Origin of the sequence: Bradyrhizobium sp. CCH5-F6 (genome assembly GCF_001556045.1) — a bacterium.
GTDB lineage: Bacteria > Pseudomonadota > Alphaproteobacteria > Rhizobiales > Xanthobacteraceae > Bradyrhizobium.
The window spans coordinates 48,281-65,687 of the sequence record NZ_LSIC01000190.1; the positions used below are offsets into that span (position 1 = coordinate 48,281).

Here is a 17,407-nt window from a genome sequence, read left to right on the forward strand (position 1 = left end):
GGCTCATTCTCCTTCAGACATGTGCGTCGACACATTCCGGGCGCGCAACCTACTCCGCCGCCTCGCTCGTCGTCCGCCTCCGCTTCGGCTTCCGCGCCTTCTCCAGCACCGGCGCCAGGAACTTGCCCGTATAGCTCCGCGGCGCCTTGGCGATGTCCTCGGGCGGGCCCCACGCCACTATCTCGCCGCCGCCGTCGCCGCCTTCGGGGCCGAGGTCGATGACCCAGTCGGCGGTCTTGATGACTTCGAGATTGTGCTCGATGACGACGACGGTGTTGCCCTGCGCGACCAGCTCGTGCAGCACCTCCAGCAACTTCTTGACGTCGTGGAAGTGCAGACCGGTGGTGGGCTCGTCCAGGATGTAGAGCGTGCGGCCGGTGGCGCGCTTGGACAGCTCCTTCGCGAGCTTGACGCGCTGGGCTTCGCCGCCCGAGAGCGTCGTCGCCTGCTGGCCGACATGGATGTAGTCGAGGCCGACGCGGTGCAGGGTCTGGAAGGTCTCGCGCACGCGTGGCACCGCCTTGAAGAAGTCGGCGGCTTCCTCGACGGTCATGTCGAGCACGTCGGCGATGCTCTTGCCCTTGAACAGGACTTCGAGCGTCTCGCGGTTGTAGCGCTTGCCCTTGCACACGTCGCAGGTGACGTAGACGTCGGGCAGGAAGTGCATCTCGATCTTGATGACGCCGTCGCCCTGGCACGCCTCGCAGCGGCCGCCCTTGACGTTGAAGGAGAAGCGGCCCGGCTCGTAGCCGCGCGCTTTCGCCTCCGGCAGGCCGGCGAACCACTCGCGGATCGGCGTGAAGGCGCCGGTATAGGTTGCCGGATTCGAGCGCGGGGTGCGGCCGATCGGCGACTGGTCGATGTCGATGATCTTGTCGATGTGCTCGAGGCCCTCGATGCGGTCGTGCGGCGCGGCGCCCTCGCTGGCGTTGTTGAGCTTGCGGGCGATGGCGCGGTAGAGCGTGTCGATCAGCAGCGTCGACTTGCCGCCGCCGGAGACGCCGGTGACGCAAGTGAACAGGCCGAGCGGGATCTCCGCCGTGACGTTCTTGAGGTTATTGCCGCGCGCGTTCACCACCTTGATGGTGCGGCGATGGTTCGGCGGGCGCCGCTCCGGCACCTCGACCTCGAGCTCGCCGGTGAGGTACTTGCCGGTCAGCGATTTCGGGTTGCGCATGATCTCGGCGGGCGTGCCTTCGGCGACGATGTTGCCGCCGTGCATGCCGGCGCCGGGGCCGATGTCGAGGACGTAGTCGGCGAGGCGGATGGCGTCCTCGTCATGCTCGACCACGACCACGGTGTTGCCGAGGTCGCGCAGCCGCTTCAGCGTGTCGAGCAGGCGGGCATTGTCGCGCTGGTGCAGGCCGATCGAGGGCTCGTCGAGCACGTAGAGCACGCCCGTCAGGCCCGAGCCGATCTGCGAGGCGAGGCGGATGCGCTGGCTCTCGCCGCCCGACAGCGTGCCGGAGGAGCGGGACAGCGTGAGATAGTTGAGGCCGACGTCGAGCAGGAAGGTAAGGCGTTCGCGGATCTCTTTCAGGATGCGGCCGGCGATCTCGTTCTGCTGCTTGTTCAGCGCATCGGGCACGCCTTCGAACCATTCGCCGGCCTTCTTGACCGACAGCTCCGAGATCTCGCCGATGTGCTTGCCGCCGATCTTGACGCAGAGCGCCTCGGGCTTGAGGCGAAAACCCTTGCAGCCCTCGCAGGGCACGTCGTGGAAATACTTCGCCAGCTCCTCGCGTGCCCACTCGCTCTCGGTCTCGCGGTAGCGGCGGTTGATGTTGGTGATGACGCCCTCGAACGGCTTCCTGGTGTCGTAGGAGCGGACGCCGTCCTCGTAGGAGAACTTGATCTCGTCCTCGCCGGAGCCGTAGAGCAGCGCGTTCTGCGTCTTCTTCGGCAGGTCTTTCCACTTGGTGTCGAGCGTGAACTTGTAATGCTTACCCAGCGCGGTCAGCGTCTGCACGTAATAGGGCGATGACGATTTGGCCCAGGGCGCGATCGCGCCCTTGCGCAGCGTCAGGTCCTTTTCGGGGATGACGAGGTCCTCGTCGACATGCTGCTCGACGCCGAGGCCGCCGCAGGCCGGGCAGGCGCCATAGGGATTGTTGAACGAGAACAGGCGCGGCTCGATCTCCGGAATCGTGAAGCCGGAGACCGGACAGGCGAACTTTTCCGAGAACAGGATGCGCTCGGGGCCGCTCTTGTCGTGGATCTTCGCGGTCTTCTTTTTCTCTTTCTCGTCCGCAGGCGCAGCCGCCGGCGCGTCGGCGAACTCGACGACGGCGAGTCCCTCGGCGAGCTTCAGCGCGGTCTCGAAGCTCTCGGCGAGGCGCTGGCCGATGTCGGCTCGCACGACGATGCGATCGACCACGACGTCGATGTCGTGCGGGAATTTCTTGTCGAGTGTCGGCGCCTCCGCGAGCTCATGGAAGGTGCCGTCGATCTTGACGCGCTGAAAACCCTTCTTGAGCCATTCGGCGAGCTCCTTGCGGTACTCGCCCTTGCGGCCGCGCACGACCGGCGCGAGCAGATAGAGGCGGGTGCCTTCGGGCAGGGCCAGCACGCGGTCGACCATCTGCGAGACGGTCTGGCTCTCGATCGGCAGGCCCGTGGCCGGCGAATAGGGCACGCCGACGCGCGCCCAGAGCAGGCGCATGTAGTCGTAGATCTCGGTGACGGTGCCCACGGTCGAGCGCGGGTTCTTCGAGGTCGTCTTCTGCTCGATCGAGATCGCCGGCGACAGGCCGTCGATCTGGTCGACGTCAGGCTTCTGCATCATCTCCAGGAACTGGCGGGCATAGGCCGATAGCGATTCGACGTAGCGGCGCTGGCCCTCGGCGTAGATGGTGTCGAAGGCGAGCGAGGATTTGCCGGAGCCGGAGAGGCCGGTGAACACCACGAGCTTGTCGCGGGGGATCTCGACGTCGATGTTCTTGAGGTTGTGCTCGCGTGCGCCGCGGATCGTAATTGCGCGCAGGCTGGAGCCCGCGTTCTGTTGTTGGCGCTTGGCCTTGATCACTTCGTCCATCCCGCTGGCCCTCAAAGGAAAGCCCAACGGCGCGAGCCGCGCCCGAGGTCAGGGCGCGCTTCGCCCGGAACCGGGATCGGCGCCGATGGGTATGTCAGTGAACGTAGGAAGAACGGGAATGGATTTCCAGAGGCAGTTGGGAATCGTCAACGGATAGTTGGCGCGCTGGCGGCATCTGGCAGCAGGGGGGCCGATTCGCGCAAAGGGCCGGCGCGAGTCCGGTCCTTTGGTCGCGTCGCGATGCGGAGGGCGAGACCGCATGTGAGCAGGCCTGGAGGTTCCTGCAGAGAAAAGCGAGTTGAGCGCGCCAGGCTCAGTATTTCACGACGACCGGTCCGCCCCAGCGGTAGTTGACGCGGATCAGACCCATGTCGATGTCCTGGCCGATCCGGTCGCTGCGGGCCAGTGCGCCACCGGGAACGGTTGCGAAATCCGCGGTGTGATGGCCGAGGAACACATGGTTGTACTCGCCGCCAACGGACCAGTTCTCGGCGAAGGCCCATTCCATGCCGATGCCGAGCGTGTAGCCCCAGCGGGTCCGCTCGACGCTGTTGAACACCGGCACGCCGCCCGGGAAGAATGTCTCGTATTTGGCATGAGCCACCCCGGCGCCGGCCTTGCCATAGAGAAGCAGGCCGTTGACGGTATAACCCATCTGCCCCGTGAACAGGCCGAAGGCGTCGATCCGCGTCTGGTTGGTCTGCGGTGCCAGCGCCACGCTGACATTGCTGCCCTTGAAGCTGGCCCAGTTGCCCTGGCCCTCGAGGCCGAACACCCAGCGTGCTTTCTGCCAGCGATAGCCGATCTGTCCGCCGACTGTGCCGCCATCGGCATTGTGACAGCCTTCGCCGACGGCCGGATCGATGGTTGCGCCGAGCGCATTGACGATGCTCCAGCAGGTGTGACCGAACCCGCCGCCGCCGTTGATGCCGGCATAGACGCCGGTCCAGTCATGGCCGACCACCGGCGCCGCCGGCGCCTTCGCATAGAGCGGAAGATCCGCGGCTTCGGCGGTGGCGATTGTGCAAAGGCCGACCGCAGCCAGTGCTGCCGTCGTCTTGAACGCCTGGATCAACCACGTCTGCATGTCACGTCCCCAACGCTTCGCGCCTTGCCGTCGTGGGCGATGTGGCGCCCACAAAGCGTTGACGAATCGGGAGGGGTGGCCGCGAAAACAAAAAGGCCGGCGCGAGGCCGGCCTTTCGTGACGATGCAACGTCAGCAGTAATCAGTACTTCGCGACGACCGGGCCGCCGAAGTGATAGTTCACGCCGACCTGCACGGTGTGGAGGTTGAGCGTGCCGCTGGGAACGGTACCCGAGAAATAGGTCTCGCCGCCGAGGCTGCGATAGAGGTACTCGCCCTTGACCGACCACTGCGGAGCGAAGAACGCTTCGACGCCCGCACCGACGGTCCAGCCGGAGTGCCACTTGCTGTCGGAGATCGAGGCGGCGCCCAAGGTGGCGGTGACCTTGTTGTCGATCCAGGCGTAACCACCGGTGCCGTACAGCAGGACGTTGTTGACGGCCCAGCCGATACGGCCGCGCACGGTGCCCATCGCGTCGGTCTTGGACGACACAGAGGCGGGGATGCCACCGACGCCGGCGACGAAAACCGTGCCAGCCGCCGAGGCGCTGACGTCAGCCCACGCACCATCAGCCTCGATACCGAACACGACGTTGCCGGTCTGCCAGTTGTAGCCGGCAGTGCCGCCGACGAACCCGCCCTGCATCTTCGGGTCGCCCGAAGAGGCTTCCCAGGCACCGCCACCGACGATACCGAGATAGAACCCGGTCCAGTTGTAGACGGCAGCCGGAGCAATCGGAGCCTTGGTGTAGGGGCGCGCTGCAAGGTCGGCGGCCGAAGCCGGAGCAGCGAGAGCGAACAAACAGGCCGAAGCCAGCAAAACCTTTTTCATTTTCAACTTACCCAGTCCCAGTTTCTGTTGTTGCCTTCCAGTGACGGAAAGGAAGCGGACTCGAACGGCCCAACTGACGCCGTATCTACACCACCAAAGCTGCAAGTTGTGTCTCCGAAAAGCCACAACGGCCGCAAAATGCGGCAGACCTGCTGACTCATTGTTCCCATTGAGGAACTCGACAAAAAAAAGGCCGGCGCGAGCCGGCCTTTTGATGGTTGATGTCCGCTGTTCTCAGTACCGCGCGGCGACAGGAGCGCCCCAGTTGAAGTGGTAGTTCACGCCGACCTTGACGGTGTGAACGGTATCGGACCACTCGGACCGATTGGTCACGACGGGCGTGTACTGGATCGTGGTCTTGCCGAAATCGATGTAGTTGTACTCGACCTTGGCCGACCAGTTCGGAGCGAACATGTATTCCGCGCCGGCGCCGATGGTCCAGCCCCAGCGCCAGTCGTTCCGCGCGAAGACGTTGCCGGGAATGCCGTCGTAGCGGTGCTGCATGTCGCCAACGGCGGCGCCGCCGCTGATGAACCAGAGCGCGGGTCCCGTCGAATAGCCCAAGCGGCCCTTGATGTCGCCGAAGCCGCGGATCTTGGTAAAGTAGGTGTCACCAAGCCCGGCGTTGACCACGGCCGAGCGGCCGTTGATGTCGGCCCAGTGGTAGTCGCCTTCGATACCGAACACGACATTGTTGACCTGCCAGTTGTAACCGAACACGCCACCGACGAAGCCGCCGCTGATGTCGTAGTCCTGCGTTCCGGCGAAGCCCACCGCATTCGGCGCGCCGAAGAAGACCTCGTCGCTGCTGCCCCAGCCGCCGCCGCCCTGGATACCGGCATAGAAACCAGTCCAGGTATAGATCGGCGCGGGCGCAACCATCGGTGCCTTCGTGTACGGGCGAGCGGCGAGATCCGCGGCGTTTGCCTGAGCGGAGAGGCCCAGCGCAGCGGCCCCGATTGCAATTACTAAGCTCTTCTTCATTTCCATTGCCCTCCAAGTTGTCCGCTTCATGCAAAATCCCCGAAGCGGTTAGGCGCGACGCCCATAGCGTTCATTCCGAGGGCAACGTAGCCCAGGAATCAGTCAGCGTCCGTCTCCGAAATGCAACACTCGCCGACTGATTGAATCGGTTCCAAGTTTATGAATGTTAAGGATTTTTCCTGTTTCTCGGGAACCCAAAAAAGTTCCATCGGGTTCCGCTTTTTTTTCGCGCAACCGAATGGACTGGACTGTTTCTGGCGCCAAGAACAAATCTGGAACGAAGCCGTGGGCGATGCTATATGTGGGGATAACCCAGGGTGCGGCGGGCTGATTGGAGCCCGCAAGCGTATAGGGTCGCGTCAGCAGGGCGGAGAGGAACGCGGGCAGCGGGACTCGCCTTTGAGATTCAGCGGTATTCGGAGCGGAGAGCGGCGATGGCGGGAAGCGTCAACAAGGTCATTCTGGTTGGAAATCTCGGCAAGGATCCTGAAATCCGCCGCACCCAGGACGGGCGTCCGATCGCGAATTTGAGCATCGCCACGTCGGAGACCTGGCGCGACAAGAACACCGGCGAGCGCAAGGAAAAGACCGAGTGGCATCGTGTCGTGATTTTCTCTGAGCCGCTTTGCAAGATCGTCGAACAGTATCTGAAGAAGGGCGCGAAGGTTTACATCGAGGGCGCGCTCCAGACCCGCAAGTACACCGACCAGAGCGGCGTCGAGAAGTATTCGACCGAAGTCGTGCTCCAGGGCTTCAACTCGACGCTGACCATGCTCGACGGCCGCAGCGGCGGCGGAGGAGGCGGCAGCTTCGGCGACGAGCCTGGCGGCGATTTCGGCTCCTCCGGTCCCGTCAGCAGCGCGCCGCGCCGTCCCGTTGCCGCCGGCGGCGGCCGCAACAACGACATGGACGACGATATCCCTTTCTAGCGCTGGATCCCGTTCTAGCGCTGGCGAAGAGTCGGCTCGGACAGGAAACGGCCGACCCGGCTTTCGAGGATCCGGACCAAGTCGGGATCCATGAATTCATAGTCGTCGGGAATGTCGAGGCAGATGACCCGCTTGCCGTTCAGGCTGGAGCGGAATTTCCGGTTCAGCTTGTTACGGTGGGCCTTTTCCATGACGAAGATGATGTCAGCCCATTCGATCTTCTCGGAGGACAACGACACCTCCGCGCCGTTCGAAATGCCGGCCGAGTCGGTCTCGATTCCTTGTGTAATCCTGGTTGCGTGGCCGGCTTCGGCCGACCCGGAGAACGCGCCCCGTGAGCCTTGCGCCGCTGCTTGATGCCGCTCCGGCGATCCCGCTGCATGCCTTCGCGGCAACAGCTGCGTTCTTCCTCGGGGTGATCCAGCTCGCCGCCCCCAAGGGAAAGCTGCCACATCGGGCTCTGGGCTGGCTTTGGGTTGCGCTGATGCTCGTCGTGGCGCTCAGCTCGTTCTGGATCCACGAGATTCGTCTGGTTGGGCCGTGGAGTCCGATCCATCTGCTCTCGATCTTTGCGCTGGCGATGCTGGCGCTCGGCGTGATGGCTGCGCGAACCCGCAATGTCCGTCGCCACAAGATCACGATGATCTCGATCTTCTTCGGCGCACTCGTGATTGCCGGGCTGTTCACGTTCATGCCCGGACGGATCATGCATACGGTGATTTTCGGGCCATAGCTGCGGCCGGAATCGGCGCCCCCGGCGTGGGGCCGCCCGGGTGCGGAAACCGCTTCCGGCTTGCCCGGTAAGTACATGAAAAAACGAAGGGAAAAAGCGCTTCCCCTGGACCCTGCGAGGGTGGTTATCCGGGTCCCGATGCGCTATATGATTCCCAGATAAAACCTCACCGGATTCCCCCTTGGCTGACGACGACAACAAGCCCGGCGACCAGCCGGCGCAACCCTCGGACATTCGCCCCGTCTCCATCTTCGAGGAGATGAAGAAGTCCTATCTCGACTACGCCATGAGCGTGATCGTGGCGCGGGCGCTGCCCGATGCGCGCGACGGTCTGAAGCCGGTGCACCGCCGCATCCTGTACTCGATGAACGAGCAGGGGCACACACCCGACAAGAAGTACGTCAAGTCCGCCCGCGTGGTCGGCGACGTCATCGGTAAGTATCACCCGCACGGCGACCAGTCGATCTACGACGCCATGGTCCGCATGGCGCAGGACTTCTCGATGCGCGTGCCGCTGATCGACGGCCAGGGCAATTTCGGTTCGGTCGACGGCGATCCCCCGGCTGCCTATCGTTACACTGAGGCGCGCCTGACCAAGGCGGCGCTGGCTCTGCTGGCCGACATCGACAAGGACACCGTCGATTTCCAGCCGAACTACGACAACAACGAGACCGAACCGTCAGTCCTGCCGGCCAAGTTCCCGAACCTCCTCGTCAACGGCGCGGGCGGCATCGCGGTCGGCATGGCCACCAACATCCCGCCGCACAATCTCGGCGAGGTCATCGACGCCTGCGTCGCGCTGATCGACAACCCCGCGCTCACCATCGACGAGCTCATCAACATCGTGCCGGGCCCGGATTTCCCGACCGGCGGCGTCATTCTCGGACGGCAGGGCATCCGCGCCGCCTATCACCTCGGCCGCGGCTCGATCGTCATGCGCGGCAAGGTCGCGATCGAAAGCATCCGCAAGGAGCGCGAGGCGCTCATCATCACCGAGATTCCCTACCAGGTGAACAAGGCGACGATGGTCGAGCGCATCGCCGAGCTGGTCAAGGACAAGAAGATCGAGGGCATCGCCGACCTCCGCGACGAGTCGGACCGCGACGGCTATCGCGTCGTGATCGAACTGAAGCGCGACGCGGTGCCCGACGTCGTGCTCAATCAGCTCTACCGGTTCACGCCGCTGCAGACGAGCTTCGGCGTCAACATGGTAGCGCTGGACAGCGGCCGTCCGCGGATCATGCACCTGAAGGACCTGCTGTCGATCTTCGTCGACTTCCGGGAGCGGGTCGTCACGCGGCGCACCAAGTACCTGCTCGCCAAGGCGCGCGATCGGGCGCATATCCTGGTCGGTCTCGCGATCGCTGTCGCCAATATCGACGAGATGATCCGCGTCATCCGGAGCTCGCCAGACCCGACCACCGCCCGCGACACCCTGATGTCGCGCGACTGGCCGGCCCGGGACGTCGAGGACATGCTGACGCTGATCGACGATCCGCGTCACCGCATCAGTGCGGACGGCACGATCCGGCTCTCGATGGAGCAGGCGAGGGCCATTCTCGATCTGCGCCTTCAGCGACTGACCGCGCTCGGCCGTGACGAAATCCGCGACGAGCTCGACAAGCTCGCCGGAGAGATCGCCGATTATCTCGACATACTGCGCTCGCGCGAGCGCGTGCTGGGCATCATCAAGACCGAGCTTGCCGAGGTGAAGGCCGAGTTCGCCACGCCGCGCCGCACCGTGATCATGGAGCAGGAGGGCGAGGTCGAGGACGAGGACCTGATCCAGCGCGAGGATATGGTCGTCACCGTCTCGCATGCCGGCTACGTCAAGCGCGTGCCGCTGTCGGCCTATCGGGCCCAGCGCCGCGGCGGCAAGGGCCGTTCCGGCATGCAGACCCGCGACGAGGATTTCGTCAGCCGGCTGTTCGTGGCCTCCACGCACACGCCGGTGCTGTTCTTCTCCTCGCGCGGCCAGGTCTACAAGGAAAAGGTCTGGCGGCTGCCGATGGCGGCGCCTAACGCGCGCGGCAAGGCGATGATCAACATCCTGCCGCTGGAGCAGGGCGAGCGCATCACCACCATCATGCCGCTGCCGGAGGATGAATCGACCTGGGGTAACCTCGACGTGATGTTCGCCACCACCGGCGGCAACGTCCGGCGCAACAAGCTGTCCGACTTCGTCGATGTCCGCCGTTCCGGCATCATCGCGATGAAGCTCGACGACAACGAGGCGATCGTCGACGTACAGATCTGCACCGAGCACGACGACGTGCTGCTGACCGCTGCCGGCGGCCAGTGCATCCGCTTCCCCGTCACCGACGTGCGCGTGTTCACCGGGCGCACCTCGATGGGCGTGCGCGGCATCGCTCTCGGCGAGGGCGACAAGGTGATTTCGCTGGCGATCCTGCGCCATGTCGAGACCACTTCGGACGAGCGCTCGGCCTACCTGAAGATGCGCCGTGCGGTCGCCGGCGAAGCCGCAACTGACGACGCAGCCACGGCAGATGCCGAGGCCGAGGAGACCTCCGGCAGCTTCCAGCTCCCGCAGGAGCGTTATGTCGAGATGTCGGCGCAGGAGCAGGTCGTGCTGACGGTCTCGGTCAACGGCTATGGCAAGCGGACCTCGTCCTACGAGTACCGCACCACGGGCCGCGGCGGCAAAGGCATCGTTGCCATGAGCGTCAACAACCGCAACGGCAACCTGGTGGCCTCATTCCCGGTGGAAGACGCCGACCAGATCATGCTGGTCACCGACAAGGGCCAGCTGATCCGCTGCCCGGTCGAAGGCATCCGGATCGCCGGCCGCTCGACCCAGGGCGTGATCGTGTTCGACACCGCCGAGGACGAGCATGTGGTGTCCGTCGAGCACATCACGGAGGAGGCGGAGAACGGCAACGGAGCGAATGGGGAGTGACGGGTAGGCCCGGAAAGCCTATTCGGGATCGCTGAATGCTTGGCGGGTTTTCCGTATGACGCCCGTGCTCCCTTCGGGCCCAGGAATTCGGACCCGCCTGATGCACCATCGTCGCGCCGACTACGGGGTCCGATCAGCAGTCACGAGGCGCGCCTCGCGGACGTTCGCCTTGGTGCCGGCCTTGCGCAGGCACGAGGCCTCGAAGTTCGGCCAGGCCTGCTGCGAGCAATCCTTGCCGATGGTGCGGATATCCAGTCGGTCGCTCTTGGCCAGCGGCTGCGGCACGCTGGCTTCGACGGTGGGGGCGAAGCCGGGCAGGAGGGTGAGAGCCGCGGCAACACATGCAGAGAGTGCGATCGCTGAAAGGGTCTTGATCATTGACGGTCCCCTGTGGTGCGGCCGCTCACGCCCAGTGTGCGGCCCGTCATTCGTTGACCGGATTAGTAACCATGGCCAGTTTCCGGACGTCTTCGCCGGAGCGGGAAATGGTTTCGTTCTCGCTCCGTTTTGTTTCGTGGCTGCCCCGAGGACGAAACAAAGCGGCCTTTGCCGACATGTACGGTGAGACATTTCCGGATCACGGGCAGGGAAACGGCCAAGGAACCCGCCCGGCTTGCCGGGCGGGGCCGGGCGCGGTAGGACGGGGCCATGTCGCGCATCGCCTTCTACCCGGGTTCCTTCGACCCCATCACCAACGGCCATCTGGACGTGGTCCGGCACAGCGTTTCGCTGTGCGACAGGCTCATTGTCGCGATCGGGGTGCACCCCGGCAAGAAGCCGCTGTTCTCGACCGAGGAGCGGCTGAAGATGCTGCACGACGTCTGCGGGCCGGTGACGGCCCAGGCCGGCTGCGTGCTCGAAGCCGTGACCTTCGATGATCTGTCGGTCACCTCGGCGCGCAAGCACGGCGCCACCATCATGATCCGGGGCCTGCGCGACGGCACCGATCTCGACTACGAGATGCAGCTCGCCGGCATGAACGAGGCCATGGCGCCGGAGGTGCATACGGTCTTTCTGCCGGCCTCTCCGATGGTCCGCCCGATCACCGCCACTTTGGTGCGCCAGATCGCCGGCATGGGCGGGGATGTCTCGGCCTTCGTCCCGCCGCAGGTCGCGGCACAGCTCAAGTCCAAATTCGCCGGATAACGGCCCGCTTCTTTCTCATCCTGACCGGAGTTGTCATGATCCGAATTCTCGCAGTTCTTGCCGCGCTTCTGTTCGCGGTCCCGGCAGTGGCGCAGCAATTGCCGGCAAACCTCGACAAGGCCAACGCCATCGTCATCGACAGCACCAAGGGCCGTATCGTCATCAAGCTGCGGACCGACATCGCGCCGCAGCATGCCGAGCGCATCAAGCAGCTCGCGCGCGAGGGCTTCTACAACAACGTTCCGTTCCACCGTGTGATGGACGGCTTCATGGCGCAGACCGGTGATGGTCAGAACGGCAACGGCACCGGCGGCTCGAAATATCCGAACCTGAAGCAGGAATTCTCCAAGGTGCATTTCGCCCGCGGCATCGTCGGCATGGCCCGACGCGGCGACAGCGTGGACAGCGCCAACTCGCAGTTCTTCATCATGTTCGCCGATGGCGGCAGCCTCGATGGCCAGTACACGGTGATCGGCGAGGTCGTGCAGGGCATGGACGTCGTCGACAAGCTGAAGAAGGCACCTCCCGGCTCGCCCGGCGGCTCCGTCACCGATCCCGACAAGATGGTGAAGGTTCAGGTCGCCTCCGACATCAAATAGGCGCGGCCATGGTGCGCGGTGGCAAGCTCGTGCTGGTCGCCGCGATCCTGCTGCTCGGCGTCCTCCCCGGCACGGCCGCGGAGGACGCGCAGGTCAACACCATCCAGGACATCTTCCGGCACCTGCGCACCTGCTGGAGACCGCCGTCGCCGGCCAGGGCGCGCCCACTCGACATCACTGTCGTGGTGAGCTTTAACCGGGCCGGAAACATTCTGGGCCATCCGAGGATTACCTATGAATCCGCGGAGGCCTCCGACAATGACCGGCTGCAATACCGGATTGCGGTGATGGAGGCGTTGCAACGCTGCACGCCGGTGCCATTTACCGATGCAATGGCCGGCGCCGCCGCGGGGCGTCCATTCGCGATCCAGTTCCGCAGCCGCAGAACGTCACCTGACAAGACTTCACCCCCAACGCAAGAGAGACGAGCATGAGCGCCACCGAAAACACCCTGATCCTCGAGACCACGCAGGGCCCTGTCACCATCGAGATGCGGCCCGACCTTGCGCCGAACCACGTCGCGCGCATCAAGGAGCTGGTCCGCGAGGGCTTCTATGACGGCATCGTGTTCCACCGCGTGATCGACGGCTTCATGGCGCAGACCGGCTGTCCGCACGGCACAGGCACCGGCGGCTCCGGCAAGAAGCTGAAGGCCGAATTCAACAAGGAGCCGCATGTGCGCGGCACCACCTCGATGGCCCGCGCCGCCAGCCCCGATTCCGGCGACAGCCAGTTCTTCATCTGCTTCGACGACGCCCGCTTCCTCGACAACCAGTACACGGTCTGGGGCAAGGTCACCGAGGGCATGGAGAACGTCGACAAGATCAAGCGCGGCGAACCGGTGCAAAATCCGGACAAGATCGTCAAGGCGCGGATGGCGGCCGACACGGAGTAGACCCTTCTCCTCATGATGAGGGGGCGCGCAACGCCGTCTACGGACGATGCTTTGCATCGCCGAGCGAACCATGAAGGCCGAGCTCCAGCAGCGGGGCCTTCATCCTTCGAGACGCGAGTTCCACGCTCCTCAGGATGAGGAGTGACTGTGTGGCGTTGAGCCCGAGATGCGCACCGATCTCTTCGATTTCGACCTGCCCGCCGAGCGCATCGCGTTGCGCCCGGCGAGCCCGCGCGACTCCGCGAAGATGCTCGTGGTCGAGAACGGTACGCTGCGCGACCAGACCGTCGCCGACCTGCCGCGATGGCTGAATCCTGGCGACCAGCTCGTCGTCAACGACACCAAGGTGATCGCTGCGCAATTGAAGGGCCGCCGCATCGGTCGCGAGACCGAGCCGAAGATCGAGGCGACACTCATCAAGCGGTTCGACGGCTCGCGCTGGCAGGCGCTGGTGAAGCCGGCGAAGAAGCTCATGGCCGGCGACCGCATCCGTTTCGGCAATGAGGGCAAGGTGTGCCTGCTCGGCCATCTCGATGCCGAGGTCGAGGCCAAGGGCAGCGAAGGCGAGGTGACGCTGTCGTTCTCGTTCCACGGCCCGGCTCTTGACCAGGCGATCGCTGATCTCGGCAGCCCGCCGCTGCCGCCCTACATCGCCTCCAAGCGGACGCCCGACGATCAGGATCTCGCCGACTACCAGACCATGTTCGCGGCGAACGAGGGCGCGGTGGCGGCGCCGACCGCGGGCCTGCATTTCACCCCGGCGCTGGAGCAGGCGCTGCGCGAGCGCGGCGTCGGCATCAATCGTGTGACGTTGCATGTCGGGGCAGGGACGTTCCTGCCGGTGAAGGTGGACGACACCCAAGGCCACAAGATGCATGCCGAGTGGGGCATGATCTCGGCCGAGACGGCGGAACGGCTCAACGCGGCGCGACAGAACGGCGGCCGCATCGTCGCCGTCGGCACGACGTCATTGCGGCTGCTCGAAAGCGCTGCCGCCGAGGACGGCACCATCCAGCCGTTCGCGGCCGAGACGGCGATCTTCATCACCCCCGGCTATCGTTTCCGCGCCGTCGATATTTTGATGACAAATTTTCACCTGCCGAAATCGACGCTGTTCATGCTGGTGTCGGCGTTCTCGGGGTTGGAGACGATGAAGCGAGCGTATGCGCACGCGATCGCGAGCGGGTATCGTTTCTATTCGTATGGCGATGCGTGTCTGTTGTTTCGGGAAAAGAAGTAGGGTGGGTTAGCTGAGCAGAGCCGCGAGGCGGATCTGCTCAGCGTAACCCACCATCCTTTTTTCCACGCGAGAATGGTGGGTTACGGCTTCGCCTAACCCACCCTACGGCACCTTCCGCGTTACGCCATCACCCGCTGCGGCAAGAGCTCGGCGATCTGCACCGCGTTGAGCGCCGCCCCCTTGAGCAACTGATCGGCCGCCACGAACATCGAGATCGAATGCCCGCTAGCGTCGCTGAGATCCTTGCGGATGCGGCCGACCAGGACGTCGTCCTGGCCCGAGGCGTCGATCGGCATCGGGAAGTAGTTCTTCGCGCGGTCGTCGACCACCTTCACGCCGGGCGCCTGCGCCATGATGGCGCGGACCTGGTCCTCGCTGATCGGCTTTTCGCATTCGAAGGTGATCGCCTCGCAATGCGCGCGCAGCACCGGCACGCGGACGCAGGTGACGCCGACCGCGATGGTGTCGTCCTCGAAGATCTTGCGGGTCTCCTTGATGACCTTGGTCTCTTCGTCGTTGTAGCCGGTCTCGGGATCGACGGCGGTGTTGTGGTTGAAGAGATTGAAGGCGTAGGGGTGCGGCATCACCCTGGGCTCATAAGCCTGCCCGTTGAGATTCGCGCGCGTGGACTCGACGAGTTCCTCCATCGCGGCGGCGCCGGCGCCGGACGCAGCCTGGTAAGTTGAGATGATGACGCGCTTGATCCGGTTCTTCTGGTGGATCGGCCACAGCGGCACCAGCGCGGTGATCGCAGCGCAATTCGGGTTGGCGATGATGCCCTTGTGGTCGCGGATGCGGCTGGCGTTGATCTCCGGGATCACCAGCGGCACGTTCGGGTCCATGCGGAAGGCGGAGGAGTTGTCGACGACGACGGCGCCGGCCTTGACCGCGATCGGCGCGTACTTCTTCGAGATGCTGCCGCCGGCCGAGAACAGGGCGATGTCGACGCCTTCGAAAGACCGCTCGGTCAATTCCTCGATGACGACGTCCTTGCCCCGAAACGACACCGTCTTGCCGGCCGAGCGGGCGCTGGCCAGCGCCTTCAGCTTGCCGACGCGAAAACCACGCTTGTCCATGGTGGCGATGAATTCGGCGCCGACCGCACCGGTGACGCCGACAATCGCGACGACGGGATCGTTACTCACTTTGTCCTCCATTGCTTTGAAATCCAGACAACAAAAAAGCCCCGGACCATCGAGGGCGGGGCTTCGGTAGAGCTGATGCGTTAAGTCGACGACTACGCGCGCACGCCTCCCCGGGCCCCTGAGGCCGTGGTGGTTTTGGTCGTGCGTTTGGTGGTCGTGAACATGGCGGCGACTTATGCGGGAGAGTCTTTCAGACGTCAATGGCCTTTCGCCCCCCGGTCGATGCAGGGGCGAGCGGGCCGCTATTTCGCCCGTGCGCCCGGCGGCTCCAGGATGACCTCCTTGAGGTCGTCGCCGCTGATCACGACGATCGCGAAATTGAGCCGGCCGCGCTCGCGCACCAGCCCGCCGCTGATCGCCTTGCCCGAGGCGGCGCGTTCGGCGACACGCACGGCATCGGCGAGGCGATGCCTGATGGCGCCAAGGGCCGCGAGGTTACTGCGGTCCTCGTGATCGAGCTCGGTCAGGGGCAGGGCGGCTTCCCCGCCGACCAGCTCGCCGGTCGACGCATTGATGGTGTGGCGCCAGATCCGGTCGTTGTGAAGGGTCTTCACCCGATACACCGGCACGCCAGCGGCGCCGTCGAAACTCACATCCGCCGTGGTGGAGCCAGCGTGCCTGCCCTCGGCAATCGCCATGGCCTGGCTGATCGAGATCGGCGAGCTGCGGAAGCGTTCGATCTCGCGGCTGACGGCCAGACGGTCAGCCTCGGCGGTGTCATCCGTCTCGCCGTGAAGGGCGGTGGGGGTGCCTCCGGCCGAGACGATCGCCTGCGCCGGGGCGACGACGAGCAACGCCGACAGGGCGGCGGCGAAAAACGTCCAGGGGTGCTGTCGTGCTGTCGTCATGCTCGAAACCCTCGGCCAGCGAGTGTGCCGGATGATCGTAAAGAATTCGCGGCCGGCCTTGGGCGCCGGCCGGCCGCGGAGCGCCACGGCGGGCTGTACCCGCCGGGACGATCGAAGCGGTACGGACCTCTTTGGGGCTGGTGAACAAGCGGCCCGTACCAACTTATAACTAAACCATACCGTATCGTTTTGTTTTGGTCAATGCCGTTTCAACCGCCCCTTGGGTGAAAGGTCGCGCGTTCACGGAATCGTCAGCGGGAGGAGCGGCGCCGCGGCGGCCCCTTGGCGGCGTCCCGGGCGCGGTCGGCAGGACCCAGCGCGCCGGCCAGGAACAGCTTGATCGCGGTGCGCATGCGCTTCTCCGCCGATTTCAGCTCGAGCGTCGTTCCGAACGTCGCCATGCGGTGGGTATGTCCGACGACGAAGTCGAGAAACACCTCGGCTGCAATGGTGGTGTCTTCGACGTCGAGCGCGCCTTGCGCCACCAGGTGGTCGAAGAAGCGCGCGGTGGTAGCGACGGCCTTGAGCCAGCCTTCCTCTTTGCCGAGCTTGGCGACTTCAGGGAAGTTGATGGCCTGTGACGTCATCATGCGGCTGAACGCGACGGCGTCGGGACCGCAGGTGAATGAGAGCATCTCGCGTCCGATCTCGACCAGTCGTTGCTCGACGGAAATGTCCGAGTCACTGGAGAGCTGCGTCTCTGCCGCGGCTGACAACGGCGCGAGCCAGCGCGCGATCTCGCGCCTCAGCACGGCCGCGAACAGCCCGCGTTTGTCGCCATAGCGCGAATAGACCGTGGGCTTGCTCACCCGGGCCGCTTCCGCGACCGCGTCGAGCGAAGTCGCCTCGAAGCCGCGATCCAGGAACAGGCGGGTGGCGACCTCGATCAGCCGCTGGTCGCGTTCGATGGCAGCGGTCTTCGTCGGCCGGCCGCCGCGGGATTTCGGCATCTCGCGCCGTGGCGCCGCCGTTTTTGTCCTGGCCGCAGTCAATCCCATGCCCAATGATTCCCTGCGCGT

The 17,407-nt window shown here is 64.8% G+C and carries 16 protein-coding genes and 1 pseudogene; 8 read left to right on the forward strand and 9 right to left on the reverse strand.

The genetic code is table 11. From position 1 onward, the window contains the following. Positions 1–49: 49 nt before the first annotated feature. The 4 genes from uvrA to AX729_RS32745 form a co-directional block, all read right to left on the reverse strand. Positions 50–3,034 carry an excinuclease ABC subunit UvrA gene (gene uvrA / locus AX729_RS32730; RefSeq protein ID WP_061028223.1) on the reverse strand — a complete coding sequence of 995 codons (2,985 nt, stop codon included), beginning with the start codon at positions 3,032–3,034 and terminating at the stop codon, positions 50–52. 313 nt (positions 3,035–3,347) lie between these two features. Further along, complete coding sequence (locus tag AX729_RS32735) at positions 3,348–4,121, reverse strand: outer membrane protein (protein WP_061028224.1); 774 nt, start codon at positions 4,119–4,121, stop codon at positions 3,348–3,350. A gap of 141 nt (positions 4,122–4,262) precedes the next feature. Continuing rightward, entirely contained in the window at positions 4,263–4,952 is a 690-nt protein-coding gene (locus AX729_RS32740; protein ID WP_061028225.1) for an outer membrane protein, read from the reverse strand. A gap of 234 nt (positions 4,953–5,186) precedes the next feature. Further along, positions 5,187–5,936 carry an outer membrane protein gene (locus tag AX729_RS32745; RefSeq protein ID WP_061028317.1) on the reverse strand — a complete coding sequence of 250 codons (750 nt, stop codon included), beginning with the start codon at positions 5,934–5,936 and terminating at the stop codon, positions 5,187–5,189. A gap of 434 nt (positions 5,937–6,370) precedes the next feature. Here AX729_RS32745 and AX729_RS32750 point away from each other — a divergent pair, with 434 nt between their 5' ends. Next, on the forward strand, positions 6,371–6,865 hold the full coding sequence (locus AX729_RS32750) for a single-stranded DNA-binding protein (RefSeq protein ID WP_061028226.1): 495 nt from the start codon (positions 6,371–6,373) through the stop codon (positions 6,863–6,865). Positions 6,866–6,879: 14 nt separating this feature from the next. On the opposite strand, the pseudogene AX729_RS32755 reads toward AX729_RS32750, so the two are convergent. Then, positions 6,880–7,143 (reverse strand): annotated as a pseudogene (locus AX729_RS32755) (phosphotyrosine protein phosphatase); the annotation flags it as partial. Positions 7,144–7,199: 56 nt separating this feature from the next. Between AX729_RS32755 and AX729_RS32760 the strand changes: the two are divergent. After that, positions 7,200–7,598 (forward strand): DUF2306 domain-containing protein, encoded by a 399-nt coding sequence (locus AX729_RS32760; protein ID WP_061028227.1) that lies wholly within the window; start codon positions 7,200–7,202, stop codon positions 7,596–7,598. Positions 7,599–7,779: 181 nt separating this feature from the next. Continuing rightward, positions 7,780–10,515, forward strand: a complete 2,736-nt coding sequence (gene gyrA, locus AX729_RS32765) for a DNA gyrase subunit A (protein WP_061028228.1) — start codon at positions 7,780–7,782, stop codon at positions 10,513–10,515. A gap of 120 nt (positions 10,516–10,635) precedes the next feature. Here the strand turns inward: gyrA and AX729_RS32770 are convergent, their stop codons facing one another. Then, positions 10,636–10,893 carry a hypothetical protein gene (locus AX729_RS32770; RefSeq protein ID WP_061028229.1) on the reverse strand — a complete coding sequence of 86 codons (258 nt, stop codon included), beginning with the start codon at positions 10,891–10,893 and terminating at the stop codon, positions 10,636–10,638. 270 nt (positions 10,894–11,163) lie between these two features. Here AX729_RS32770 and coaD point away from each other — a divergent pair, with 270 nt between their 5' ends. The 5 genes from coaD (at position 11,164) to queA (ending at position 14,395) form a co-directional block, all read left to right on the forward strand. Then, positions 11,164–11,661 (forward strand): pantetheine-phosphate adenylyltransferase, encoded by a 498-nt coding sequence (coaD, locus tag AX729_RS32775; RefSeq protein WP_061028230.1) that lies wholly within the window; start codon positions 11,164–11,166, stop codon positions 11,659–11,661. Between the two features lie 35 nt (positions 11,662–11,696). Then, entirely contained in the window at positions 11,697–12,260 is a 564-nt protein-coding gene (locus AX729_RS32780) for a peptidylprolyl isomerase (RefSeq protein ID WP_025036418.1), read from the forward strand. Positions 12,261–12,268: 8 nt separating this feature from the next. Further along, positions 12,269–12,694: a UCP034077 family protein gene (locus AX729_RS32785; RefSeq protein WP_061028231.1), complete on the forward strand. Its 426-nt coding sequence runs from the start codon at positions 12,269–12,271 to the stop codon at positions 12,692–12,694. After that, on the forward strand, positions 12,691–13,155 hold the full coding sequence (locus AX729_RS32790; RefSeq protein WP_061028232.1) for a peptidylprolyl isomerase: 465 nt from the start codon (positions 12,691–12,693) through the stop codon (positions 13,153–13,155). The genes AX729_RS32785 and AX729_RS32790 overlap by 4 nt, the downstream gene beginning before the upstream one ends. A gap of 166 nt (positions 13,156–13,321) precedes the next feature. Beyond that, positions 13,322–14,395, forward strand: coding sequence for a tRNA preQ1(34) S-adenosylmethionine ribosyltransferase-isomerase QueA (queA, locus tag AX729_RS32795; protein ID WP_061028233.1), 1,074 nt, complete (start codon positions 13,322–13,324; stop codon positions 14,393–14,395). Between the two features lie 119 nt (positions 14,396–14,514). Here queA and AX729_RS32800 read toward each other — a convergent pair whose 3' ends face one another. From AX729_RS32800 to AX729_RS32810, 3 genes are all read right to left on the reverse strand, one after another. Further along, positions 14,515–15,552, reverse strand: coding sequence for an aspartate-semialdehyde dehydrogenase (locus AX729_RS32800; RefSeq protein ID WP_061028234.1), 1,038 nt, complete (start codon positions 15,550–15,552; stop codon positions 14,515–14,517). 230 nt (positions 15,553–15,782) lie between these two features. Further along, positions 15,783–16,388: a PepSY domain-containing protein gene (locus tag AX729_RS32805; protein WP_061028321.1), complete on the reverse strand. Its 606-nt coding sequence runs from the start codon at positions 16,386–16,388 to the stop codon at positions 15,783–15,785. Between the two features lie 251 nt (positions 16,389–16,639). Continuing rightward, positions 16,640–17,386 carry a TetR/AcrR family transcriptional regulator gene (locus tag AX729_RS32810; protein ID WP_061028235.1) on the reverse strand — a complete coding sequence of 249 codons (747 nt, stop codon included), beginning with the start codon at positions 17,384–17,386 and terminating at the stop codon, positions 16,640–16,642. Positions 17,387–17,407 lie beyond the last annotated feature (21 nt).